A 24,857-nucleotide genomic window follows, 5' to 3' on the forward strand; every position below is an offset into this window, starting at 1 on the left:
CGGTTTGAGTCGGACGTGTTGCGGCAGGACCGATAAGAATGACGGCGGACGCGACGGGAGGAGGTGCGATGGCTACGGCAGACCAAGTGAAGGCGTTGGTGCGTAGCCATGCCGCCGGCGACGAGAGTCGCTTCTACTCGGTCGCGTTGCAAGTTGCAGCGCGCGCCGCGCGGAGCGGACAGAGCAAGTTCGCTCAGGAGCTCCGCGAACTCATCGACGAAGCGAAATCGGCGGCCGGAAGGCCGAGTCGGACAGCGCGGCCGGTGCCGGTGACTCAGCCACGCGGTGAACTTGCCGGATTGTTGGCGGTGAGCTATCCCGACCTGCGGCTGTCGGACCTCACCGTCGAGCCGACGGTGCGCGAGCGACTCGAGCGCGTGCTGACCGAACAGCACCAGGCCGAGCGGCTGCGCGAGCACGGCTTCCGGCCGATGCACCGGCTGTTGCTCGTTGGTTCGCCGGGAACCGGCAAGACGATGACCGCGGGCGTGCTGGCAGGCGAGTTGCGACTGCCGCTCTTTCTGATTCGGCTCGAGGTGCTGATCACGAAATTCATGGGCGAGACGGCGGCAAAGCTCCGAATGGTGTTCGACGCGGTCGAGGCCACCCGCGGCGTCTATCTGTTCGACGAGGTCGACGCTCTGGCGGGTGATCGGTCGTCGGCCAACGACGTGGGGGAGATTCGGCGGGTGCTCAACTCATTCCTTCAGTTCCTCGACGCAGACGACTCGGCGAGCCTGATCGTGGCAGCGTCGAACCATCCGCAATTGCTCGACCGCGCGGTGTTCCGCCGGTTCGACGCTGTTGTCGAGTACCCGCTACCGACACGGGAGATCGCGCGTGAGGTGATCAAACAGCGCCTGTCGACCTTGGGGACGAAGGGCGTGGTGTGGAAGCAGATCGATGAGGTGACCGCGGGTTTGAGCCATGCCGAGCTGACGCTGGCGTGCGAGCACGCGGCGAAGGAGGCGTTGTTGTCGGGGCTCGATCGGGTGACGACCGGGATGCTCGTGGCGGCTTTGAGGGGGCGCCGTCACGCCGCTGGCGGGTGAGTCCTTCCATCGTTCATGGCGCCGCGCAACCGCCCTCATATCGTCGTTGCTCGGCGGCCCGAGACCGACCCGTACACGTCACACGTCTCGGGCCGCGATTCGCCGCGTCCGGCAGCGCCGATCGACCGTCTTAGGCACGGGAACGCGCTCGCGCGTGCTGCAGAGTCGGCGCTCGGCGAGGGCCAGATGCGTCGACGCCAGACCAGCGAGGTTTTGGGCATGACACCGGCGAGCGACGGCGTGTACGTGGTGTTCGACAGCGTTCCCGGCTTCGACCTCGTCCTCACGACACTCGATCCGCAGATAGCCGGCGACCAACCCGAGTTGGTCGCAGTCCAGCGAGTGGTAGTCGGCGGCGAAGCTGTTGAGCGAGCAACCGTGTTCGTTCCGGACGGCAAGATCGGCTACTTCGTCAAGCGGTTCGAGGAGTACGCCTCGGAGAACACGCCGACTGGCGCACCTAAGCATGCCAACTTCGTCGACCGTGTCGCGTCCGTGCGCTTGGCGACGATCGAGGCCCTCTGGACCGACGACCCAAACGATTTCCCCGCCGACGACGCGTTCCTGTGGTGGGAGCTGTGGCTCCGCCACCGCGACGGCGGGGAGCTCGATCGGCTCGCCGCCCTGAGCGAACGACTCGGCGTCCGGCTCGGCGAGCGGCATCTCGTCTTCGACGACCGCGCCATCGTGCTCGCGTGGGCGACAGCCACGCAGCTTGGCTCGGCGATCGACCTATTGGACGACCTCGCGGAGGTTCGCCGTGCTCGTCTTACCGCCGAGTTCTTCACCGCGGCTGAGCCGGCCGAGCAAGTCGAATGGGTCACCGATCTCGCAGACCGCACCGAACCCGCCGGCGACGGCGCACCAGCAGTGTGCGTGCTCGACACCGGCGTCAATCGCGGGCACCCATTGCTCAGCGCCTCACTCGACTCTGATGACACGCACGCATGCGAACCGAGTTGGGGGGCCACGGATCACGACGGTCACGGCACCGGCCAGGCCGGCCTCGCGCTTTATGGTGACCTGCTCGCCGCGCTCGAGACACCCGGTGCTGTGCGCCTGCGTCATCGCCTGGAATCGGTGAAGCTGCTGCCGCCACCGCCGCGGGCGAACGACCCCGACCTGTACGGGGCGGTGACGGCCGACGCCGTGCATCGAGTCGAGATTCAGGCACCGCTGAGGCGCCGCTCCTTCTCAATGGCGATCACGGCGGACACGAACGGCCTGGGTGGCACACCGACATCCTGGTCCGCTTCGCTCGACGCACTTGCGGTCGGCCGAGCATTCGAGACGACCAACGGCGAACTGCAGTACCTCGACGAATCCAGTATGGATGACCACCGCCTGTTCCTGGTCTCAGCCGGCAACATCCGCGAGTTCGACGGCGACGAAGGGCACCTTGACCGCAGCGACCTCGAACCGATCGAGGACCCGGCGCAATCATGGAACGCGTTGACAGTTGGCGCGTACACCGAACTCGTTGATGTCGGCGCCTCTGGCGCGGACTTCGACGATTGGACGCCGACGGCAGCGGCGGGCGAGTTGTCGCCCTACAGCCGAACCTCCGTGACCTTCCCGCGCCAGTGGCCAATCAAGCCCGAGATCGTTATGGAAGGCGGCAACACCGCCCGCTCACCCGGCGGTGACATCGACTGGCCCGACTCGCTGCAACTCCTCACTGCCCACCACGAGCCCGCACGACGAATGCTGACCACGACCAACGCCACCAGCGCGGCCACAGCCCAGGCGAGCCAGCTTGCCGGCGTCATTGCGGCGGAGTACCCGAGCTTTTGGCCAGAGACGATCCGAGCACTTCTTGTGCACTCCGCCGAGTGGACTCCGGCGATGAGAGCGCGAATCACCGCGGCGGGTGTGGGTCGACGCGAACGAGAGGCGCTCGTGCGCCGCTACGGGTTCGGCGTCCCCAGCGAGGAACGCGCGCTTCGTAGCGCCGGAGACGCGCTCACGCTCGTGCTCCAAGACACGATCCACCCGTTCGACGACGGCCGCCTGCGCGAGATGCACACCCACGATCTTCCATGGCCAACGCAAGCACTCGAAGATCTCGCCGATGCGCCCGTCCGGCTCCGGGTGACGCTGTCGTACTTCATCGAGCCATACCCGGCCCGTAAGGGCTGGAAGCTCCGCTACCGCTACGCGTCGCACGGCCTCCGGTTCGAGTTGAAGGAACCCAGCGAGACCAACGAGGACTTTCTCAAGAGGATCAACAAGCGAGCACTCGATGAGGAAGAAGGCCGACCGACAGGCGGCGACACGGCCGGGTGGCTGCTCGGCAGTCAGGCTCGCAGCCGCGGCTCGCTGCACGCGGACTTCTGGGAAGGCACCGCCATCGAACTGGCGTCGCGGGGCCGCACCGCTGTGTTTCCGGTCACGGGCTGGTGGAAGGAACGACCTGCCCGAGACCGAAGCGATCTTGGCGTGAGGTACGCGCTCGTCATCTCGATCGAAACCCCGGTCGAGACCGCCGATCTGTGGACCCCGGTGGCGTCGCAGGTCGGAATTCCTACCACCATCGTGACGTGACATCCCGCGGTGGCCGACGGCACGCTGCGGAGACACCGAACACACACCCAGTGACGCCGAACCGCAATGAACTGGCGCCCGCCGGGTTGTGTCCAGACCCGGCAGCGAGCCGGCTTGCGGGGCGCCGATGCGTGCTCCGGATCGACAAATGTCGGACAGCCCAAGCGTCTGCCGCCACATGAGAGTTCGCCGATGTGCCTAGCCGAGCGCCAGGCGGCGTCGCCTGGCGTCAGCCGTAGTCAGGGAGCGCCGCGGCAGCTGCGGCGAACTTGGCAGCTACGTCATCCAGCGACGACTCCGCCGTGTTCAGCCCGGGCTGTGAGGCGAGCATAGGGCAGACGTCGCCAGGATGGCGGGCTCGCCGTGGAGCAGTCGCGGGTCGGTGTCTGACTGCCTCGCCGATCTCGATCAGTCGGGCGCTGACGGCATCGAAGACCAGCCCATCGTTGAGCGGGCCTCGTTCGAGGTGGGTAGTGATGGCCTCGTCCGAGGCGATGATGTCCGTGAAGCGCTCCTCGTCGCGGCGACTCACAGCGAGACTGCTTCGGCGAGGACGCGGTCACGGATGCGCGGTTTGAGTGTGTCGGCCGGGACGATGTCGACGTCGACGCCGAGCAGTTCGGTGAGTTCTCGGCGAAGTCCTGCGAGGGTGACGAGCCCGACGCCGCTGTCGAGGTCTACGAGCAGGTCCACGTCGCTGCCTTCGGTGTCGTCACCGCGAGCTGCGCTTCCGAACACGCGGATGTTGTGGGCGCCGCATTTCGACGCGGCGTCGATGATCGCTCGCCGTCGTCGACGCAGCCGGCGTCCCATCGGGGTGTCGGGCAACCCCAAGCTCTGGTCGTCGGTGGGTGTGATCTCGAGGACGAGTTGGTGTCCTGTGGCTTGGATCAGTCGCATAAGGGTGGGGACGGCGGGCTCTCTCCGGCCTGATTCGTAGGCGCTGATGACCGACTGGGCGATTCCCGAGCGGCGTGCGAGGTCTGTCTGCGACAGCCGGGCGCGACGTCGCGCGTCGCGAAGCACGGCAGCAGCCTCGTGAACCATCTCGCCGATCCTATAGCGGATCGTCAATGAGAAAGCGGCCACGACGTTCAGCGCGACCCGGCGACGTTCCTCAAGTCGGCCGACGTTGCACGGCCACCTGGCCCGAACCGTCGACCCGATCTCGAACGGTCGTACCCGCCGGGTGCCGGAGGCCCCGCCCGTCTTGCAGGTTCCCCGTAGGGGAACCTGCAAAGGTGCCTCGCTCGGAGAAACGGGTCGACCCGAACCCTCGGAGCCGGCACACCGCGGGTCCGCCAGACGCCAGGCGGCCAGAGTCCACACCGCCGGACACGGCCTCGGACCCGCCACGCCGCAGCCCCTCCCCGCCCGCCACGGCGACCAAAGAGCGCCTCGCCGTCCCGCCACCGAGCCGGCGACGGGGACGGCGGCAGCGACCGGCGACAGCGCTGGTCGGCGGCGCCGGGGGCCGGCTCATCGCTCGACCTCGACGTCGACCTCGATCTCGGCACCGGCGACGGGCGATACGGCGCCGGGTGAGAGCGGCGACGGCGACGGCCCGGCGGTCAACCCCGCATGGAGCCGGGCGCCGTAGGGCGACAGGCCGGCGACGGCGGCTTCGTCGAGGCCACGGGCGAACCCTGACAGGCCGATCACGCCGACGCGTTCGCGCCACACGATCAGACCGTGATGATGGAGGCGACGCAGCGAGCGCAGCACCTTGGCCGGCGGGACCCGCAGCGGCGTGGCCAACGCCGACAGCGACGTCGCATGCGTCTTTGGTGTCGCCGTGGCGAGCAGGGCGAGGCGACGGGCGACGGCGACGGCGGTCACGCCGAGCGGTTCGATCCACACCAGCTCGACGTACGGGTCGAGCAGCGACCAGCGTTGCTCGACGGTGCGCGGCATCGCGATCAGCTGCAGGCGGGTGGTGGGTCGGACCTCGCCGAGGTCGAGCCCGAGGTCGGAGGCGTCGCTCATGTCGGTGTAAAGCGCCGGTCGAGGCATCGAACGCGACATCCGAGCAGTGGATCGATGGTCGGCGAAGGGGTCGCCGACCGGTGTGCTTCGGGGCCCCTGGACCCGATCTGGGCGTTGACCTGGGGATTCGGGTCGGCCGGCTCCGGCGCGTGTGCCGTGCCGGCCGGTTGAGGGGTCTGACCCGATCGTGGCGTCTACCTGGGGGTTCGGGTCATCCGGCCGCCGAGTGTGGCGATGCCGAACGGCGGGAAGGGGCGTGACCCGATCAGGGCGTTGACCTGCGGGTTCGGGTCGGGCGTGGCGGCGTCGGCTTGTGTCGTCAGGCGGCGATCGTGAGGGCTTGGCGGGTGCACCAGGTGAGGACTGGTGGGGTGACGCCGTCTCCGAGGAGGCGGACCTGGTCACGTTTGGATGGCGTGCTGGTGGGGTCGGGGCCGACGGCTCTTCAGTCGTCGGGGTGGCCCATGGTCTTGCGGATCTCGTCGACGGTGAGCATGCGGAATCGGACGTCGTTGAGGCGGACGGGGCCGTGGCTGTCGATGGCTGCGAGCGATGTCGTGTCGTGTGCGGTGATCGTGAGGAACGGGTCGCTGGTCGGGTGGTAGCGGGTGTCAGCAGCGGTGCCGTTGTTCTTGGCGAACATCGCCCCGGCGGGCCAGGTGGCAAGGCCGGGCACCTGTTGCGCGGTCTGGGTCGGGACCGGCTGGTCGAGCCGTATCGGCACGGTGTGATTGCGGAACGGGACCACGGCGCCGTCGATGGTGTGAATCGCCCTGGGTTGGTTGGAGGCTCCTGATCTTGGAAACAAGGATGGAGTCATGCCGATTGAGGGCCCTTCGGGGAAGCCGAACGCGCGTCGTTACGGCGAGGCGGAGAAGGAACGGGCGGTGCGGGCGGTGCGCCAGTTGCGTAAGGAGCTCGGCAGCGATCACGGGACGGTCAAGCGGGTCGCTGATCAGCTCGGGATCGGTACGGAATCGTTGCGGAACTGGGTGAACCAGGCCGAGGTGGATGCCGGTGACCGGGCGGGGTTGAGTAGCGATGATGCTGAGCGGATCCGACGGTTGGAGCAGGAGAACCGTGAGCTCAAGCGGGCGAACGAGATCTTGCGGAAGGCCTCGGCGTATTTCGCCCAGGCGGAGACATCCCACCCGAGGTAGTTGTCAAGCGGCGTTCGTCGCGCGGTGTCCCCAAGCGGTGCGTTCGTCGTAGCGGGTGCCGTGTGTGAGGCAGCCGTGGAGGATGCCGACGAGTCGGTTGCCGAGCGCGCGCAGGGCGCGGCTGTGGCTGTCGCCGCGCTGTCGCCGTTGGTCGTAGAACGCGCGAGCGCCGGGGCTGTGGGTGATCGAGGTGAATGCCCACTGGTAGCAGGCGTCAGCGAGACGAAGGTTGCGGGTGCGGCGAGCGAGCACGACGTGGCTTCGCCCGGACGCTTTGGTGATCGGTGATGTGCCGGCGTAGTTCTTGCGGCATCGGGCGTCAGCGAAGCGTGATGGCGCGTCACCGAACTCGCCGAGAACGCGGCCACCGAGCTTGGTGCCGAGGCCGGGGATCGATCGGATGATCGGTGCGTGCGGGTGTTCGTCGAGGAGTTCGTCGAGCTCGACCTCGAGCCGATCGATCTGCCGGGTCAGCTCGGTCGCGGTCGCGATCATCGCAGCGGTGTGGGATCCCATTGCTGCCTCGACCGGTTGTGGTGCGCGGAGCTGGTCACCGGTGAGCGTCTCGAGGATCGCGGCGGCTCGGGTCGTGATGCTGCGTTTGCGCCCGCTTTCGCTGAGGGCGATGGCGAGCTCGTCGACGGTGAGCGCGTGCGCGGCAGCGGGGTGCGGGGCGACTGCGAGTGTGGCGAGGCAGTCGCGATGGGCCAGTTCAGGGAAGGTCTCGAGCGCAGCGGGGTAGAACTCGCGCAGCGTCGAGCGGAGCTGATTGAGCTGCCGTTGGCGGGTCCAGATCAGCGTCTGGTGCGCGCGTGCGGTGATCTTGATCGCATCAGCGAGCGCGCTGTCCGGCTCGACCCGGCGGTGGTTGTGTCCATCGAGTCGCGCGACGTCCGCGAGTGTCCGGGCGTCGCCCTGGTCGGACTTCGCGCCCGATGTCGAGAGCCGCTCGCGATAGCGCGCGGTCGACATCGGGTTGATCGCGATGACCGCGTAGCCGGCGGTGACGAGCGCAGTGATGAACAGTCCTCGATCAGTTTCCGATGCGATCAGCACATCGGCGGGATCATCCGCGTGCGCCGCGACGATCGCGTGGAACGCGGCGACTCCGGCAAGGCCGTCGTCGACGCGGCCGCGATAGAGGCGTCGACCCTCGAGGTTCTCGAGGTAGATGTCATGGTGGTCCTCGGCCCAGTCGTGTCCGACGAACACGGTCGTCATGCGTTGCTCCTTGCTTCCGACGGTGGTGGCGGGAGAGACGATGCGGCTTGCTAATGGTCCAGTGCTCGAACCGGCACGTCATCCCACCAGCCATTCACGTCTCCCGACAGCCCTCGGGCGCACGATCTCCGCCAAGAACTCGACGTTCCACTCGACCGAGTGCTGACCCGATGGCCGCCGGGTGGAGCCTGCCCGACGGACCGGCCCCACGTCTGCCATTAGCTCGACCGCCCGTAGATGTGGTCGTCGGGTTCATCGACGATCATCGTGAGCTCGGAGTCGAGCCGATCTGCAGGGCGTTGCAGATCGCTCCGAGCACCTACTACGCCGCGAAGCGGCGCCAGACCGCGCCGTCGCCGCGGGCTGTCCGTGATGTCGTGATGATGCAGGCGTTGATGGTGTTGTGGGTCGCCAACCGCAAGGTCTACGGCGCTCACAAGCTGTGGATCGCGGCGCGCAAGGCCGGTCACGACGTCGGCCGGGATCAAGTCGCCCGGCTGATGCGCCAGATGCAGATCGAGGGTGTGAGCCGGCAGCGGCGCAAGGTGTTCACCACCCGAGCCGATCCCGACGCGCTGAGGGCGCCGGATCTCGTGAACCGCAACTTCACAGCGGATCGGCCTGACGCGTTGTGGGTCACCGATCTGACCTACGTGGCGGCACGGACCGGGATGGCCTATGTCTGTTTCATCGTCGACGCGTTCTCCCGCCGCATCGTCGGCTGGCGCGTCGCGTCGAACATGCGCACCGACATGGTCCTCGACGCCTTGGAGATGGCCCGCCGCTCCCGCGGTGGCCGCCGTCTCGTCGGTCTCGTTGCCGACTCGGATGCGGGGTCGCAATTCACGTCGGTGAGATTCACTGAACGGCTCGACGAGATCGGCGCCCGACCATCGATCGGCACCGTCGCTGACAGCTACGACTGTGAGATGTTGGTGGGGTCGGCGGGTCGGGTCTGACTCTTGCTCCGACAGGCCGTGACGTGCCTTTGCGTTGATCTGTCGGCCTGGCCTGTCGACTCCGTTATCCGGAGTGCTGCTGGCTGGTCGGGAGGGCAGTGACCGAATAGGGGCCTGCCCGTTCCAACAGATCGGCCCGTCACAGTCCTGTCCGCCCACCCGACCAGCTGGCGCGCTGCGATCCCAACGAAGGAGAACAGCAATGTCCAGCATGACAGTCGACGCGCCGACGCGGAAGGTCATCGTCGGTGTCGACACCCACAAGCACATCCATGTCGCAGTTGCGATCGACCAGCACGGCGCCCGTCTCGGCGATGTCACCGTGTCGGCCGACACGGGCGGCTACACCGAGCTCGAGCAGTGGGCTCAAGCTCTCGGTCGGATCGACCGGTTCGGCATCGAGGGCACCGGCAGCTACGGCGCCGGGCTCTCGAGCTTCCTGCGGCGTTGCGGTCATCGCGTCGTCGAGTGCAACCGTGAGGACCGAAGGGCTCGTCGCCGCAACGGCAAGTCCGACACCGTCGATGCCGAAGCGGCCGCCCGTTCGGTGCTGGCCGGGACCTCCACGATCGTCCCGAAGACCGGTTACGGCACGGTGGAGATGATCCGCCAGATCAAGGTGGCCAGAGACACCGCCCGCAAGGGCCGCACCTCAGCGATCATCACGTTGAAGGCGATCATCGTGAACGCTCCCGCAGAGCTGCGCGAGTCCCTCTCCGGGCTGCCGGACAAGGCGCTGCTCGATCGGTGCGCCGGCTTCCGGCCCGGCGAAATCACCGACACCACTGGCTCGACCAAGCACGCGCTGCGTTCGCTGGCGAAGCGTTGGCTCGATCTCGACGCCGAGATCACCAGTCACGATCGGCTCCTCGACGGGCTCACCGCACAGACGTCCCCGACGCTTCGTGACGGCTATGGGATCGGTGCCGATACCGCCGCTGAGATGCTGATCGTGTTCGGCGACAACCCCGACCGGATCCGCTCTGAGGCAGCGTTCGCGAAGCTCTGCGGCGTGTGCCCGATCCCGGCGTCATCGGGCATGACCAACAAGCACAGGCTCTACCGAGGCGGCCACCGCGAGGCCAACGCCGCGCTCCACCGCACCGTGATCGTGCGCATGCGGTTCCACCAGCCCACCATCGACTACGCAGCCCGCCGAACCGCCGAAGGGCTGTCGAAGAAGGACATCATCCGTTGCCTCAAGCGGTTCCTCGCCCGCGAGGTCTACCAACGCGTCATGACCGACCACGCCACGCGCAGCGCCTGACCACTCACTGACCGACAGCGCCCGGCCGGACACCACCGCCGGCCTGCTTCGACGCGCCCGAAACCAGGGTCTTGACCTATAGGGGCGTCAACGCCCTCGCCGAGACGACGAACGGGCTCTACAAGACCGAGTGTGTCTACGGGCCCGACGCCCCACGGCCCTGGAACGACGTCGACGAGCTCGAGCTCGCCACCCTGTCATGGGCCCACTGGTACAACCAGCGCCGCCTGCACTCGACGATCGACTACAACGCACCCGTCGAGTTCGAAGCTATCTTCAACCGGCACGGCGACCGTCTCGCCGCGCAACCAACCCGTCCGTCGACCGGGTCAACCTCACCTCTGGCCACAGCGAGGTGTGGGTCACGGATCAATCGTCGGCGCCAGTCCTCAGGGGTCGCCGCTCTCCGATCTGGTACCGGCTTTCCACCGTCGAGGAGCACTGACCCGGGCGGATGACCGGCTGATGGGCGCATCCGCTGGTGCGGTGTCCGCGAGGTTGGTCGCCCTGACTCGCATCGGTCGGGGAACCGCGGATCGAGGGCGACGGCCAATCATGCGCCAGTCAGTGCTCGCCATGTATGACGTGGCGGCGTGTCGTTGGGCACATCGCTCCGGCGAGCTGCTCGCTTCGATCACATGAACTGGATGACAGAATGCCATACGATTCGCTGAGCGCAAGCCGTGTCCCCGTGGATGGGGACCGGCAGCGTCAGCCGGCACGGGGGTACGTGGGGCTCCCGCCGCCGGCGGCGGCTCTGGACGCCGGAGCGCCGAGGGCATAGCGTTGTGAGCACCCGGCGGCCGCTTTCCACCCACCGCGGCCCGCGACAGTCGGCCGGGCGGACCCCACCCCGGCCCGGCCGGCACTCAACTGTGGATAGCTAAGCCACTCACACGGGTACGTCTGCCGCACACGCCTCCGTTGATTCGGTCCGCTGCCCTCCGCCAGCCCAGGCTTGTGCTGAGGAACGGAGTTGCCATGTCCGACTACGTCAACGGCTTCCACGTCGTCCTGATTCTGCCGCGGATTGCCGGTGGCAAAGCGTGCTGGGCAGTGTTGGGGTCCGGACGGATCAAGGTGGGCGAGTACTCGACCCACCAAGACGCAGTCGACGCGGCATACGCATTCGAGACCTCCGACCGACCGATCTCGAGCGGATAGGCGTAACGTCGTAGTCGAGCCCGCGATTCGCGCTCGTCGTTGACGTCGGTCTCCTCGATTCGAGGGCGGCCGCGAAGGAGAGGGCGACCTCATCGTGCTTGGGCCGGGATACGATCTGAACGTTGATCGGGAGTCCGTCGTCGGCGGTACCGAAGGGGAGCGAGACCGCAGGATGTCCGGTGAGGTTGAACGGGACTGTGGCGCGCATGACGGCACGAGCGGGGACCGACTCCTCGTCGATCTGGAGATGTGATCGGTTGTGCGGTGGTGCGGTGGTCGGGCACACCGGACACAACAGGATGTCGAAGTCACCGAAGTAGCGGTCGAGGATGCGCTCGATTAGGTCGATCGAGTCGAGAGCGTCTTGTTGTTCGGTAGTCGAGGCGATGTCGAGGTCGAGCATGCGACGCACGCGGTCGGTCAGAAGGTGGGCTTGGCCTCTGTACTTCGAGAAGAGGGGCACCACTTCGGCGATGAACAGGATGGCGCTGATTCGCGTGCCGTCGAGTTCGGCAAGCGAGTCGAGCTGTTTGGTGTGCTCGACAACGGCAACGTGGTCGGTGACGGCAGTTGCTGCGTTCTCGAGTACCCGATCGACTTGTCGACTGACGGGTCCGAACGCGGGTTGCGATGTCCAGCCGACCTTCAACTTCGACGTGTCGACGGTGGGGGTTCGGGCGAGGCGCTGCTCGGTTACGTTCTCGTCGATGCCGTCACGGCCGTGGAGTATGTCGAACATCGCGGCGACATCTCGGACAGTTCGCGCCATCGGGCCGACATGCCAGAATTTCGCCGGTACGGGCGGCCAGTGGCCGGTGATTGGGATGCGCGACCGGCTCGGTTTCAGGGCAGCGATGCCGGTGCAGTGAGCGGGACCGCGAACGGAGATGGCGACGTCGCTGCCGAGTCCTGCCGGTGACATTCGCGACGCAATCGCTGCGGACTCTCCACCGCTTGATCCTCCCGCGGTCCGAGATTCGTCGTCGGGGTGGTTCGTCCGGCCGGCGAGGTCGTTGTCCGTCTCGGTCCAGAACGAGAACTCGGGCACGTTCGTCTTGGCAAGCAGAACGGCGCCGGCGTCAAGCATCCTCGCCACGGCCGTCGCATCGGCGTCGGGCACGCGGTCTTCGAAGATGCGCGATCCGCGAGCCGTTCTCCATCCGGCTGTGTCGAGTGAGTCCTTCACGGTGAACGGAACACCGTGGAACGCGCTGCGACGGACGCCGTTGTCCAGTTCGTGGTCCATCTGACGTGCGCGGTCGAGCGTCGCCTCCGGTCGGACAAGGGCGAATGCGTTGATCGGCGGGTTCCTTTCCTCGATGAGCGCGAGGTGGGCCGCGGCCAGGTCCTCTGACCGGAGCTGCCGGGTGGCGAGTCGGCGACCCATCTCGGTGGCATCCATCGTCTTCAGATCGTGCGGGTCGAGCATCCACCCACTCTGCAACGACGTTCGGGATGTATACCGCTGTGTCGATCTGTCGGGCGCAACGTCGACAGTTCCCGTCGTTTCTGCGACATCGCCGCGACTCACCCGACCGGGTGGAGCTAAGTTCGAGTCGTGCGGCAGAACGTGACGTACACGGGTGCATCGGGACTCGCATCCTGGAGCGACCAAGCCAAAGAACTCCACGGTGACTTCGACGTCGACATCGACGTTGGATTCGTCGGCTCGATCGCACAGCGGACCACACCCGCCTTTCACGTCACCCGATGTGCGAGCTCGCCACTGCGGATCACCCGAACTGAGCCCCACATCTCGTCGGACCTCACCGGGGCGTGGGAGATCAAAGTGATCCGTCGCGGCTTCTGCACCGTGACCACCCGCCGTCGATCGCGCACGTTCGCCGCAGGATCGCTCCTCATCTACCGGCTCGACGAACCCGTCGTCCTCGAAAATTCGCATGGCTTCGAAGCGGCCTATCTCACCATCCGCCGATCGGACGTCTCAGACCGGGCGCTTCGGCCGACCGCATGGGCGTCTCCGACAGCCGCAGTCGCCGTCGCATCCCGCACGATCGACGCGCTCGCCGATCACGCCCTCGAACTGTCGGTGACGCAGTTCGATTCTTCCTGCAGGTATGTCATCGGCCTGCTGGGCGATGACGACGGCGCAATCAGTCCCGAGCCGACACTCGCGCAACTCGTTCGTGAGTACGTGTCACATCACTTCGCCGAAACCGATCTCGCCACGACCCAGATCGCCAGACGACTCGGCTGGTCACCGCGGCGCATACAACACGAGATGCAACGAGCAGGCACTACGGTCACGGCGCTCATTCGATCTGAGCGACTGGAGAGGGCCAGAACCGTCCTTCACGACACCTCCGCGAACTCAGTGTCGATTGCGCAGATCGGCAGAGACCACGGGTTCGCCAGCCCGAGCGCATTCACCGCCGCATTCCATGAACACTTCGGTCGCACCCCGAGCCAGTCACGGCGAGACCAAGGCGTGCTCGACGCTCAACCAGCGCCGAGAACACAGCCCCGATGAATCCGTCGCCACAACGCCTCCGATCGACCCGCAACACAACCGAGACCGATGCGAAGTCCCGAACCCGCACCGCGAGGTCGAGGCTTCTCCAACCGCGCCAAAGCGCTCGACACCACCTTCCCCGGGTGGAGTAAAGCGCTCGCTATCGGCACCTCGTGCTCGGGCCGCCCCTCGTTGTCAGCCGATCGACGGCGCCGACCTAACGGTTGGTGCCAGCGGGCTGGTCGTCGCCGCGCGTGTCACGCATCGATGGTCGCGGCCTGGGTCGAGACCAGGAGAGCTGTCGTGGTCCGGATGTGCGCCTCGACCAAGGAGGCGCAGTGGTCGGGATCTCGGGCGATCGCCGACTCCATGATGGCACGATGCTCACTGGCAACGTCGCGTTTTGATTCGGGCCGACGAGCCCGGGTCCAGCAGCGGTACACCTCGGAGATGAGCCGCAGTCTCGAGGCGATATCGAACAGGTAGCGGTTTCCGGCGCCGCTGAGCAGGGCCTCGTGAAAGGCCTGATGCTCCTCGATCCACCGCGGATTCGTCTCGCCGCCATCGAGCACCATCGGTGTGCGGCTCAGGGTGTGATGAGTGGCGACCACCAACGTCTCCCATTCCACGTCGCCCCGATCGATTGCCTGCCGCATGAGCCCACGCTCGAGGAAGACGCGCGCTTCGGTGAGCTCTGACAGTGCCGGTAGCGAGACATCGACGACGCGAAACCCCAGTTGGGCCTCCGAGGTTGCCAGGCCCTGGTCAGCGAGACGTGTGAACACTTCGCGCAACACTCCGGTCGAGACCTGGTACCTGCGGCCCATCTCCGTGAAGCCAAGCTTGGTGCCGGGGGCCAGACGCCCGTTGAGAATGTCGCTTCGTAGTCGGCTCAGCACATCGTGCGCTCGAGTGTTGGCTCCCATGCCTCCCATTCAACACCAACGGCGATACTCGACGCACCATCCAAGTTTCGAAAATCCTTTGACATTGCGCAAAGCGCTGAATAGCATGCGTGACGCCCGCCACCTTCTGCTCCATCGTCACAAGGAGTGACATCTCGTGAGAGTCGCGACCTATCACGGCCGTTCCCATCTGGTCGCTACAGTCGGTTCCGCCGGCGCGACGGTGCTCGACCTGGCCGCGGTGAGCGACGGGCAGTTCGGTCCGGATCCGCGATCGGTCTTCGACGACTGGACGGCCATCCAGAAGTGGTACGAGGCCACCGCTCCTGACATCGACAGCCACGGGCTCTCCGCCGACCCCCACGCGCTCGGCCCGCCCTCTCCCGACGCGCGGCAAGTCTTCGCCATCGGACTCAACTATCGCGACCATGCGGACGAGTCGAGGTTGGCCTATCCCGAATCCCCCATGGTGTTCACGAAGTTCGTGACCAGTTTCGCAGGGCCGGTGGGCAACCTCGTCCTTCCCAGCGACACAGTGGACTGGGAGGCTGAACTCGTCGTCGTGATCGGTTGCACTGCGTCCCGGGTGTCACCCGACGAGGCCCCGTCTCACATCGCCGGGTTCACGGTCGGGCAGGACTTCTCCGATCGTGCACTCCAACTGGCCGGTCCGGCACCACAGTTCTCGCTGGGCAAGTCGTGGCCAGGCTTCGCGCCCCAGGGCCCCTGGCTGGTGACGGCAGATGATCTGGGCGCGGAGGTTGACGACCTCGACATCACGTGCACGGTCAACGGTGAGGTCATGCAGCAGGGATCCACTCGTGACTTGATCTTCCCGGTGAACGAACTGGTGTCTCGCCTCTCGCACGTGACGACCCTCCTGCCAGGTGACGTGATCTTCACGGGAACCCCGGCGGGGGTCGGTTCTGGACGCACACCCCCCAAGTTCCTGCGAGACGGAGACGTCGTGGAGAGCACCATCAGCGGTATCGGGACCCTGCGCCAGTTCTGTTCTGCTGCCACCTGAGCATCGAAAGGCCTCTCGCTATGCCGCTTCACCGACTGACGGGCATCACGCTCGGCGTACCGAACGTGGAAACCACAGCTGCCTACTACACCGAGTTCGGTCTCACGCCCCGTGATGGATCGCGCAGCTTTTCGACAGTCGACGGCGGAGAACAGTTGACGCTCGCGACCAGCGATCGCCGCCGCCTCCTCGACCTCCGAATCGGGGTCGACGACACTGATGATCTCGACCGCATCGCGTCGTCGTTGGCGAAGCTCGACCTGGCACCGGAGCGTCGTGCGTCGTCGCTCGTCACATTCGACCCGGGCACCGAAGTCCGCGTGACGATTGAGATCGCACCGCGGCTCGTCTCGAACCCGACACCGGCACCCGGGTACAACGCGCCGGGAGACTCGGTCCGCGTCAACGTGCGCGCGCCGGGGATTCTCCGGAAGTCGCCCGTGAAGCCGCGAAAGCTCGGGCACGTCGTACTTGGCTCCACCGATCAGGAGGCTTCCCAGCGATTCTTCATCGAGGGCATCGGATTCAAGGTCAGTGACACGGTTCCGGGGCTGGCTGCCTTCATGCGTTGCTCGACAGATCACCACAACGTGCTCGTGCAGCAGGCACCCGTGTCGTTCCTGCATCACACCTCATGGCAGGTCGACGACGTCGACGAGGTCGGCCGAGGGGCCAGCGCGATGCTGGAGGTTGACCCCGATCGGCATGTCTGGGGCCTCGGTCGACACCACATCGGGTCCAACTTCTTCTGGTACTTGAAGGACCCGGCAGGCAACTTCTCCGAGTACTACTCAGACCTGGACTGCATCGTCGAGGACGACCTTTGGACGCCCGGAGCCTGGGAAGGCGCCAAGGGCCTCTACAACTGGGGCCCACCTCCGCCACCGTCATTCCTGGCACCTCAAGACCTCGCGGCGCTCATGACAGGAGCGCACTCGAAGTGACTGGGCCACCGATGGCGAGCGGGTGCTGCTTCCGATCCGCATCGATGAAGGCGTGCCAGCCGTGACGCGGCTGGAAGACTTCCGTCAGTTCGTTGCGCGCCGACACCGCGTCTCGGTGTCCAGCTACGACGAACTGCATTCGTGGTCGGTTGAGCATCCCGACCACTTCTGGGAGTCGGTGTGGGAGTTCGGCGGCGTTCGATGCTCACGGCCCCCCGACACGGTGCTGGACAGTCACGCGATGCCCGGCGCGCGCTGGTTCGAGGGAGCTCGGCTGAACTACGTCGACACCGTTCTCGCGCATCGCGACAAGCCCGGGCCGGCAGTGATCTCCGTCAGTGAGGACGGCTCGCGCGCTGAGGTCTCCTGGGAGCAGCTCGCGGACCAAGTCGTGGCGGTTGCCGTGTGGCTCCGGACACAGGGAGTAGCGTCAGGCGACCGTGTGGTCGGCTATGTGACCAACTCTGCCGAGACCATCATTGCCTTCCTCGCCACTGCCGCCGTCGGTGCCACGTGGGCTTGCTGCGCACCCGACTATGGCGCCAGGGCAGCACGTGACAGGCTTGCCCAGCTGGAGCCGACAGTGCTCGTTGCAGTGGCGAGCTACCGATTCGGAGGTCGCGTTCACGATCGACGCAAGGAGGTCTCTGAGCTTGCCGGGCTGCTGGGCGTTCGCGCAGTCGTCGGTGTCGAACGAGACGGTCTTCGGCTCGCCCAAACCGACCTGACGGCCCCGTTGTTCGCTTGGGAGGACATCACAGCAACTGCCCCCATTGACTCGTTCACCACCGTGCAGGTTCCGAGCGACCACCCGCTCTGGGTGCTGTTCACTTCCGGGACGACGGGGAAGCCCAAGGGAATAGTGCATGGCCACGCCGGCGTTGTCGTCACCCATCTTGCCCTGCTCGGCCTGCACCAGGACCTGGGCGTTGGCGAGAACTTGTTCTGGCATACGACCACGAACTGGATGCTGTGGAACGTCGTGGTCGGCGCGCTGTTGACCGGCGCGACCACGGTGACCTACGAGGGCAGTCCGGTCCATCCGGGTCCTGAAAGGCTCTGGCAACTGGTTGAGTCCGAGCGAGTGACGGTGTTCGGCACGAGCCCGGGACACCTTCAGCTCTGCCGCGATGAGGGCATCAAGCCGGGGCGCGACTTCGAGCTGCTTCACCTCCGTCGCATCGCCGTCACGGGAGCGCCCGCCGCACCCAGCATCTTCCAGTGGGTCAGCGAAGCCGTCTCCACGACAGCGCCGCTCGACTCGATCTCGGGTGGCACTGACGTTGTCGGAGCCTTCCTGGGCGGGGCGCCGGGAGTCGATGCCGCGCCGGGCCGTCTCGCCGCTGCCGTTCTCGGAGTTGCCGCTGAGGCGTGGGACGACTCTGGGCGTGCCGTCATCGACGAGGTCGGCGAGCTGGTGATCACCCGTCCCATGCCGTCCATGCCGATCGGCTTCCTGAACGACGCCGACGGATCCGACTACGCGGCCGCATACTTCGCCACGTTCCCAGGGGTCTGGCGCCACGGCGACTGGGTCACCCGACACTCGGACGGTGGGTGGACGGTGCACGGCCGGTCGGACTCGACATTGAACCGTCACGGCGTGCGACTGGGATCCGCCGATCTCTACGACGTCGTCGAATCCGACGAAGCCGTTGCCGAGGCCCTGGTGCTGGGTGTGGAGCGGCCGGACGGCTCCTACCGGATGCCGATGTTCCTGGTGCCAACGCTCGGCGGGCGCATCGACGATGCCGTCATCGCACGCTTGCGGGAGCGGCTGCGCGAGGTGTCACCTCGTCATGTCCCGGACGAGTTCCATGTGGTCTCGGGCATTCCGCACACCCGAACCGGCAAGAAGCTGGAGGTGCCGCTGAAGCGGGTCATGCAGGGAGCTCCTGCCGATTCAGTACTCAGCCCCGACGCCGTGGACGACCCGGCATTGCTCGATCAGTTCCGGACCTTGGCCGCCTCCTGGGACGAACAGGAGGCACGAGGCGCCATGACGAATACCGCTCGGACGAGCCGATGACAGCAGCCATCCGGCCACCCTCGGACAAGGGAGCACCCCGATGACGATTGCCTATGTCGTCACCTTTTCGTTCACTCCGGAAGTGGAGGAACATGACGTCGACACCGCGGCGCGCGAGCTCCGAACGATCGCCGGCCGGCACGAGGGCGTTCTCCTGTACCACTGCGGCCGCGACCTCGCGCTCGCGCCTGGTACGGCGGACTTCGCGATCGTCGCGATCTTTGCCTCCACCGACGCCCTGAGCGCCTACCAGTCCGATCCGGAGCACGTTGCTGTGGTCGCCCGCCTCAAGCCGGCGGTCGCTGCCAGGTCTGCGGTCCAGTTCGAGATCGACGATGTCGATGCCGTGCAGTCCGAGAGCCAATCCACCGTGGATGAACAACAAGAAGGGCGGGCGCAGTGACGTCTCAGCACATCGTAATCATCGGAGGGACCAGTGGGATCGGGAAGGAGATCGCTCGTGAGGGCCTTCGACGAGGCTCGACAGTCACGATTGCCGGCGCGAACGAGGACAAGGCGCGCCAGGTGGCCCGCGCGCTCGGCCCGGAGGCACGAAGTGGGCGCTGCGATCTCTGCGATCCCGCCTCCATCCAACAGTTCTTCTCCGAGATCGCCAGCATCGATCACCTGGTCCTCACGGCGCTCAAACGCGACTTCAACACCTTGGCCGGATATCAACCGGACACCAGTTCTGAGACCCTCCTCATGAAGACCGTCGGCTACGTCGCCGCCGTCCATCACGCAATGCCCGCGCTCACCGACGCGTCGTCGGTCCTGCTCTTCGGCGGAGCGTCGGCGTGGCGGCCAGTCCCCGGATCGACCACGATCACGATGGCGAATGCTGCTGTCCTGGGCATGACACGCACCCTCGCGATCGAGGCCGCGCCGACCCGAGTCAACGCCATCACGCCGGGCCTTGTCCGGGGCACCCCTGCAACAGATGATGCGGACGAGATCCGTCGTGCGGTGTTCGAGCAGCTTCGGAGCAAGCTCCCGGGCCAGCGTCTCCCGCACGTGGATGATGTCGTCATGGCTGCCTTCATGTTGATGGACAACCCCGGCATCAATGCCGAAAACCTAGTAGTCGACGGTGGAATGAGTGTGATCTAGGTTCGATCGCATTGTGGTGTTGGATCTGCCATCACGCAAGCAAAGAGAAGAGAACGGCCTCGCCCCATGAGAGATGAACTTCCCACGATCTTCAATTCGCCCGATCGAGTTGAGAGCAACTTCTACGACGTTGACGGGTACCGGACACACGTGTGGGAGGCGGGTGCGCCGAGTGGCTCCCATCTCGTGCTCGTGCACGGCGCAGCGGGTCAAATCGGCATGGGAGCGGACCGCTGGTACCCCAACATCATTCCGTTGTCCGAGACCTTCAGAGTCCACGCGATCGACGAGCTTGGACATGGTGATACCGATGCGCCCCTGGACCGTTCGCTGCTGGCGATGGTACGCGAGCGTGCGGACCACGTTGCGGCATTCATCGAGCAGCTGGACGTCGGGCCCGTGCATCTTGTCGGCCAATCGCAAGGAGGCTGGATCGCGGGTTACATCGCCATTCAGCGACCCGAATTGGTCGAACGCCTCATTCTGGTCGACAGCGCCAGCATGGCCGGCGCATCTCTGGGCGGAGACCGCGGGAACCCCGACTATTTCAAGCGGGTCTTCAAGCCCGGAACGATGATCCCCAAGTTCGACCTGACCACTCGCGACGGCATCCGCAGTCAGATCGCCCCGTTCATGTTCGACCCGTCGATGATCATCGATCCCTGGCTGGACCGACTGGAGCGGTTGTCCAAGCGATGGAACGAGATGTACATGACGATGATCGAGGAGTTCTGGTCCGACGCCGAGCATGCCCGCGCACGGATCCAAGCGATGTATTCCATCGATGGCACTCACATCAGCGAGCTGGCACACACCATTTCCCGTCCGACTCTTGTCCTCTGGGGAAAGCAGTCCAACAAGGATCTCGAGCATGGACTCGAGCTGTACAAGAAGATCCCCCGCGCGCAGATGCACATTCTCGACGAAGCGAACCACTTTCTCTGGCTGGACCAACCCCACGTCTTCAACGCTTTGGTGCGTTGGTATCTCACGGAGAAAGACATCGGGTGACCGGCGTGTTGCTGGTCCGGAACGGCTCAAGGGAGGGAATGGATGCAGGATACCCAAGTTACAAATGACATCTAGGACGGAACTAGTTATCCGGCTCGCGGCATGGACTCCCACCGGTCGCGGCGGTACAGACGACCAACAACAGTGAGGATCAAACAACATGAAGATGAGAAGATTGTCGGCGTCGGTCGCAGCACGTATCGCTGCGGTCCTCGTCGTGGGACTCGGGGCCGCGGCATGGACCGGTTCCGCCGCCGCGAACGTACGTACGCCGAACTCCGACGAACCGATCGTCGTGGGTATCGGTGAGGACGCGACGTCACTCGATCCAGCCGCAGTGGAGGCTGGATCGATCAGTGCTGCCGTGGTGTTCCACGTCTACGATCGCTTGATCGAGGTGGGGCCCTCCGGTCCCGAACTCCTCCCGGCCCTGGCGACCGAGGTTCCGACGGTCGAGAACGGCGGAGTCTCCGAGGACGGCCTGACGTACACCTTCAACCTGCGCGACGATGCGAAGTTCCACGACGGCTCGGACGTCACGGCTGATGATGTCGTCTATTCGTGGGAACGAGTGATGACGATGAACCTGCCGGGATCGATGGCCGAGACCTTCCAGGGGATCGACGAGGTCAGCGCACTGGATGACCGCACCGTGCAGGTCACGCTCAAGGAGAGGGACGGCACGTTCCTCTACAACGTGGTCCTGACCGAAGCAGCCAGCATCGTCAACGCCGATGTCGTCGAGGTGAACGGCGGGGTGGCGGCGGACACGCCCAATGAGTACATGGCGCAGAACGAGGCCGGGAGCGGACCGTACAGCCTTGCGAGTTGGGAACGCGGGGAGCGCCTCACGTTCGACATCAACGAGGAGTACTGGGGCAGTGTCGCAACGAACCCGACCCGTTGGGAGATCTCGACCGACCTCTCCGTGACGCAACTGGGTCTGCGTTCGGGCGACTATGACATCATCACGGCGAGCCCCGCGACCGCGGAGGCATTGAGGGGTACTGAAGGCGTGGTCATCGAGGACGACGTTCCAGGTCTGACCATCTCGCTGATCGGGTTCAACCTTGACATCCCGCTGGATGACCTTCCGGACGGTGACGATATTCCCGCTGACTTCTTCCACGACAAGCGGGTTCGACAGGCCTTCAACTACTCGTTTGACTACGACGCCTTCCGAGAAGGGCAGCTAGGTGGCGCCGCCATGAGGCCGAGCTTCATCATTCCTCAGAGCCTCTTCGGGTACGACCCTGACGCGCCGATCTACGACTACGACCCCGCAGAGGCAGAGCGGTTGTTCCGCGAAACCGGGTGGTGGGACAAGGGTTTCACCCTTTCGATCATCGCTGAGGCAGGCAACAGCTTCGAGGTGCAGGCCCTGCTCCTGAAGGACGGCATCGAGGCGTTGAACCCGAACTTCCACATCAACGTTCTCGCCCTGCCAGAGGCGCGATTCGACGAGCTCGCGACGGCGCAACCGATCCAGGCCGCGATGTGGTCCTGGGCGATGCCCGACTTCACCGATCCAGACGGCTACTTCAGGGACTCCGTACATCCGACCGACACGAGGCTGCCGTCGAACCTCGGCGCTGGATACAGCGACCCGGAGGACATCGCCGCGAAGATCGAAGCGGCGAGGGTCGAGCCTGATTCAGAGGTGAGAGCCGAGCTCTACGCTGAGTTGCAGCGCATCATGTACGACGAGGCGCCGGCGATTCTGACGGCTCAGTGGAACAACATCGTGATTTACCGCGAGTCGCTGCAGAACGTCGTCTCTAACCCCATGTGGCCTCGGCTCAACCTCCGTATCAACCTCTACAGCAAGAGCTGACGACAGCGACAGTAGATGAAACTCCGCGACTATGTACTGCGCCGATTTCTGGTATTGCCGCTGCTCATTGTGGTCGCGACGATCGTGGTCTTCTCCCTCATTCGCGTGGGCGGATCACCGATCGCTTCCTACATCGAGCCCGGAATGTCTCCAGAAGAGGTGCAGCGCGTCGAGGAGAGGTTGGGGGCAGACAAGCCACTCCCTGTGCAGTACTTCGCGTGGGTGAACGGAGTACTGCACGGGGATCTGGGATGGTCGTCGACGTCGAACGCACCGGTCGCCGACGTCTTCTTGAAAAAGGCGACCGCGACCTTCGAACTGGCCATCCTGGCGGCTGTATTGGCTGTCGCAGCAGGCATCGCAGCGGGCACGTTCGCCGCCCGCCACCGAAACCGTTGGCCAGACCACCTGACCCGCGTCCTGGCGGTGAGTGGAGCCAGCATGCCGACGTTCTGGTTCGGCCTGATGGTGCTCACCATCTTCTGGGCAGGCCTCAACTGGTTTCCGGTGGGACGATCAGATCCGACGATCTGGTCGACAATGAACCACCCGACCGGGTTCTACACGGTCGACGCCCTGCTCGCGGGCAGCTGGACTGCGTTCCGAGATGCCATCTGGCATGTCATCCTGCCTGCGCTGGTCTTGGGCTACACCGCCACCGCCATCATCGCGCGCATGATGCGGACCGCCATGGTGGAGGAGCTGAAGCGCGACTATGTCGACGCGGCGCGCGCGAAGGGCTTGCCTGAGCGGGTGGTGGTTCGGAGCCACGTGCGCCGTAACGCGCTCATCCCCACCATCACCGTGATCGGGCTGCTCTTCGGGACCTTGATCGAGGGCGCAGTGGTCGTGGAGATCATCTTCCAGTGGCCCGGTCTGGGCAGCTGGTTGGCGGAAGCTGTGCTCAACGGTGATCAGGCATCGACGATGGCGTTCGTGTTGTTCGCCGCTGTGCTCTTCCTCGTTCTCAATCTCGTCGTCGACGTGATGTACGCGCACTTCGACCGACGTGTCGAGCTGGGAGACTGATATGGACACGATGGACGTCGCAGGCGCGTCCAGCTATGAGAGCTCGAACTTGGCCGTGCGAGCCCGTCGCGCGGGTTCGCTGATGGTGCGACTGCTGTTCAATCCAACCGCCGCTGCAGGTGTCGTCGTCATTGCCCTGATCTTGGGGATGGCCATCCTCGCGCCGCTCCTCGTTGCGCCCAATACGCCCGACGCCTATCAGATGCCCCGAGACTGGGGTCTCGTCAACGCACCGCCGGGCACATCAGGACATCTGCTCGGTACGACATCCACCGGCGCGGACGTTCTCTACGGCGTCGTGTGGGGTGCGCGGATGTCCGTCCGACTGTCATTGATCGTCGTCGGGCTGTCGGTGGCGATCGGGGTCGTTGTGGGAAGCCTCGCGGGAGTCCTGGGGGGCAAGGTCGACGAGCTGGTCATGCGTCTGGTGGACATCTTCATGGCCGTACCAGAGCTGCTCTTTCCTCTGGCGATCGCTGCCGCGCTCGGTCCGTCGCTCACCAACATCACCATCGCTCTCGCGTGCGTGCTGTGGACCAAATATGCGCGGATCGTCCGCGCCGAGATCCTACGAGTCCGGGAGAGCACGTACGTGGAAGCGGCGACGGCACTCGGGGACACGCGGTTCTCGATCTTCCGGAGAGACATCCTGCCCAACTCGTTGACACCCCTGACCGTGCAGTCGACGCTTGACATGGGGCGCGTGGTCCTCATGGGCGCGACGCTGAGCTTCATCGGGCTCGCAGAGGCCGGCCTCGCCGAATGGGGAACGCTCGTGAGCCAAGGGCGAGACGGAATCGCCGCTGGGCACTGGTGGACCGCGACGTTCCCCGGCCTGCTGATCTTCTTGTGGGCGCTCGCCTTCAACCTGGTGGGTGACGGTCTACGTGACGTTCTCGACCCGAGGACCCAGGACTGATGGCGATCCCGCAACCTGAACCCTGCCTCGCTCCACCGGCACGCCGGTCATCCAGGTCCGTGACCTGCAGATCCACTTCCGGGTGAAGAATCGGGTCTCCCGAGCAGTCGAAGGGGTGAGCTTCGACCTCTTCGAGAACGAGATCCTCGGCATCGTCGGTGAGACCGGGAGCGGCAAGAGCGTCACCGGTCGGAGCATGATGGGGCTACTCCCCATTCCGCCG

At 65.6% G+C, this 24,857-nt stretch carries 20 protein-coding genes, 3 pseudogenes and 1 other annotated feature; of the genes and pseudogenes, 16 read left to right on the top strand and 7 right to left on the bottom strand.

The features are described from left to right. Positions 1-68: 68 nt before the first annotated feature. Together DN771_RS01050 and DN771_RS01055 are read left to right on the top strand one after the other, a co-directional pair. Entirely contained in the window at positions 69-1,052 is a 984-nt protein-coding gene (locus tag DN771_RS01050) for an AAA family ATPase (RefSeq protein ID WP_116995463.1), read from the top strand. Between the two features lie 186 nt (positions 1,053-1,238). Next, complete coding sequence (locus tag DN771_RS01055) at positions 1,239-3,596, top strand: S8 family peptidase (protein ID WP_205528354.1); 2,358 nt, start codon at positions 1,239-1,241, stop codon at positions 3,594-3,596. Positions 3,597-3,825: 229 nt separating this feature from the next. Here DN771_RS01055 and DN771_RS30780 read toward each other — a convergent pair. From DN771_RS30780 to DN771_RS01075, 4 genes and pseudogenes are all read right to left on the bottom strand, one after another. Next, a pseudogene (locus tag DN771_RS30780) lies at positions 3,826-3,939 on the bottom strand (toll/interleukin-1 receptor domain-containing protein); the annotation flags it as partial. 185 nt (positions 3,940-4,124) lie between these two features. Then, entirely contained in the window at positions 4,125-4,643 is a 519-nt protein-coding gene (locus DN771_RS01065) for a nucleotidyltransferase domain-containing protein (protein ID WP_205528355.1), read from the bottom strand. Between the two features lie 432 nt (positions 4,644-5,075). Continuing rightward, positions 5,076-5,582: a hypothetical protein gene (locus DN771_RS01070; protein ID WP_162941398.1), complete on the bottom strand. Its 507-nt coding sequence runs from the start codon at positions 5,580-5,582 to the stop codon at positions 5,076-5,078. A 445-nt stretch (positions 5,583-6,027) separates the two neighbouring features. Beyond that, on the bottom strand, positions 6,028-6,402 hold the full coding sequence (locus tag DN771_RS01075; protein WP_162941399.1) for a hypothetical protein: 375 nt from the start codon (positions 6,400-6,402) through the stop codon (positions 6,028-6,030). On the opposite strand from DN771_RS01075, the pseudogene DN771_RS01080 reads away from it, so the two are divergent. Continuing rightward, a pseudogene (locus DN771_RS01080) lies at positions 6,401-6,709 on the top strand (transposase); the annotation flags it as partial. The gene DN771_RS01075 and the pseudogene DN771_RS01080 sit on opposite strands and share 2 nt — an antisense overlap. A gap of 36 nt (positions 6,710-6,745) precedes the next feature. Here the strand turns inward: DN771_RS01080 and DN771_RS01085 are convergent. Further along, positions 6,746-7,963 (bottom strand): IS110 family RNA-guided transposase, encoded by a 1,218-nt coding sequence (locus tag DN771_RS01085; protein WP_116995469.1) that lies wholly within the window; start codon positions 7,961-7,963, stop codon positions 6,746-6,748. A gap of 207 nt (positions 7,964-8,170) precedes the next feature. Beyond that, positions 8,171-8,277, top strand: a sequence feature (AL1L pseudoknot). On the opposite strand from DN771_RS01085, the pseudogene DN771_RS01090 reads away from it, so the two are divergent. From DN771_RS01090 to DN771_RS30785, 3 genes and pseudogenes are all read left to right on the top strand, one after another. Next, positions 8,185-8,886: pseudogene (locus DN771_RS01090) on the top strand (IS3 family transposase); the annotation flags it as partial. Its footprint overlaps the feature before it by 93 nt. Positions 8,887-9,124: 238 nt before the next feature. Next, a complete protein-coding gene (locus DN771_RS01095; protein WP_116995471.1) occupies positions 9,125-10,189 on the top strand; it encodes an IS110 family RNA-guided transposase in 1,065 nt (354 codons plus the stop codon). A gap of 71 nt (positions 10,190-10,260) precedes the next feature. Then, positions 10,261-10,647, top strand: a complete 387-nt coding sequence (locus DN771_RS30785; RefSeq protein ID WP_116995472.1) for an integrase core domain-containing protein — start codon at positions 10,261-10,263, stop codon at positions 10,645-10,647. A gap of 617 nt (positions 10,648-11,264) precedes the next feature. Here the strand turns inward: DN771_RS30785 and DN771_RS01105 are convergent. Beyond that, a complete protein-coding gene (locus DN771_RS01105; RefSeq protein ID WP_162941401.1) occupies positions 11,265-13,055 on the bottom strand; it encodes an amidase in 1,791 nt (596 codons plus the stop codon). Between the two features lie 87 nt (positions 13,056-13,142). Here DN771_RS01105 and DN771_RS29100 point away from each other — a divergent pair, with 87 nt between their 5' ends. Next, a complete protein-coding gene (locus tag DN771_RS29100) occupies positions 13,143-13,844 on the top strand; it encodes a helix-turn-helix transcriptional regulator (protein WP_162941402.1) in 702 nt (233 codons plus the stop codon). A gap of 239 nt (positions 13,845-14,083) precedes the next feature. Here DN771_RS29100 and DN771_RS01115 read toward each other — a convergent pair whose 3' ends face one another. Continuing rightward, positions 14,084-14,752, bottom strand: a complete 669-nt coding sequence (locus DN771_RS01115; RefSeq protein WP_162941403.1) for a GntR family transcriptional regulator — start codon at positions 14,750-14,752, stop codon at positions 14,084-14,086. Between the two features lie 136 nt (positions 14,753-14,888). Between DN771_RS01115 and DN771_RS01120 the strand changes: the two genes are divergently transcribed. From DN771_RS01120 to DN771_RS01160, 9 genes are all read left to right on the top strand, one after another. After that, entirely contained in the window at positions 14,889-15,758 is an 870-nt protein-coding gene (locus DN771_RS01120) for a fumarylacetoacetate hydrolase family protein (RefSeq protein WP_116995476.1), read from the top strand. 20 nt (positions 15,759-15,778) lie between these two features. Beyond that, positions 15,779-16,702 carry a VOC family protein gene (locus DN771_RS01125; protein ID WP_116995477.1) on the top strand — a complete coding sequence of 308 codons (924 nt, stop codon included), beginning with the start codon at positions 15,779-15,781 and terminating at the stop codon, positions 16,700-16,702. A gap of 22 nt (positions 16,703-16,724) precedes the next feature. Then, positions 16,725-18,731: an acetoacetate--CoA ligase gene (locus DN771_RS01130; protein ID WP_116995478.1), complete on the top strand. Its 2,007-nt coding sequence runs from the start codon at positions 16,725-16,727 to the stop codon at positions 18,729-18,731. A gap of 40 nt (positions 18,732-18,771) precedes the next feature. Next, positions 18,772-19,134, top strand: coding sequence for a Dabb family protein (locus tag DN771_RS01135; RefSeq protein WP_116995479.1), 363 nt, complete (start codon positions 18,772-18,774; stop codon positions 19,132-19,134). Beyond that, on the top strand, positions 19,131-19,841 hold the full coding sequence (locus DN771_RS01140) for an SDR family NAD(P)-dependent oxidoreductase (protein WP_116995480.1): 711 nt from the start codon (positions 19,131-19,133) through the stop codon (positions 19,839-19,841). Before DN771_RS01135 ends, DN771_RS01140 begins: the two co-directional genes overlap by 4 nt. Positions 19,842-19,907: 66 nt before the next feature. Further along, positions 19,908-20,852: an alpha/beta fold hydrolase gene (locus DN771_RS01145; protein ID WP_116995481.1), complete on the top strand. Its 945-nt coding sequence runs from the start codon at positions 19,908-19,910 to the stop codon at positions 20,850-20,852. A 160-nt stretch (positions 20,853-21,012) separates the two neighbouring features. Beyond that, entirely contained in the window at positions 21,013-22,686 is a 1,674-nt protein-coding gene (locus DN771_RS01150; RefSeq protein WP_116995482.1) for an ABC transporter substrate-binding protein, read from the top strand. Between the two features lie 15 nt (positions 22,687-22,701). Beyond that, on the top strand, positions 22,702-23,715 hold the full coding sequence (locus DN771_RS01155) for an ABC transporter permease (RefSeq protein WP_116995483.1): 1,014 nt from the start codon (positions 22,702-22,704) through the stop codon (positions 23,713-23,715). A gap of 1 nt (position 23,716) precedes the next feature. Then, positions 23,717-24,634 carry an ABC transporter permease gene (locus tag DN771_RS01160; RefSeq protein ID WP_116995484.1) on the top strand — a complete coding sequence of 306 codons (918 nt, stop codon included), beginning with the start codon at positions 23,717-23,719 and terminating at the stop codon, positions 24,632-24,634. Positions 24,635-24,857: the final 223 nt, after the last annotated feature.

Origin of the sequence: Desertimonas flava (genome assembly GCF_003426815.1) — a bacterium.
In the GTDB taxonomy this organism is placed as follows: Bacteria; Actinomycetota; Acidimicrobiia; order Acidimicrobiales; family Ilumatobacteraceae; genus Desertimonas; species Desertimonas flava.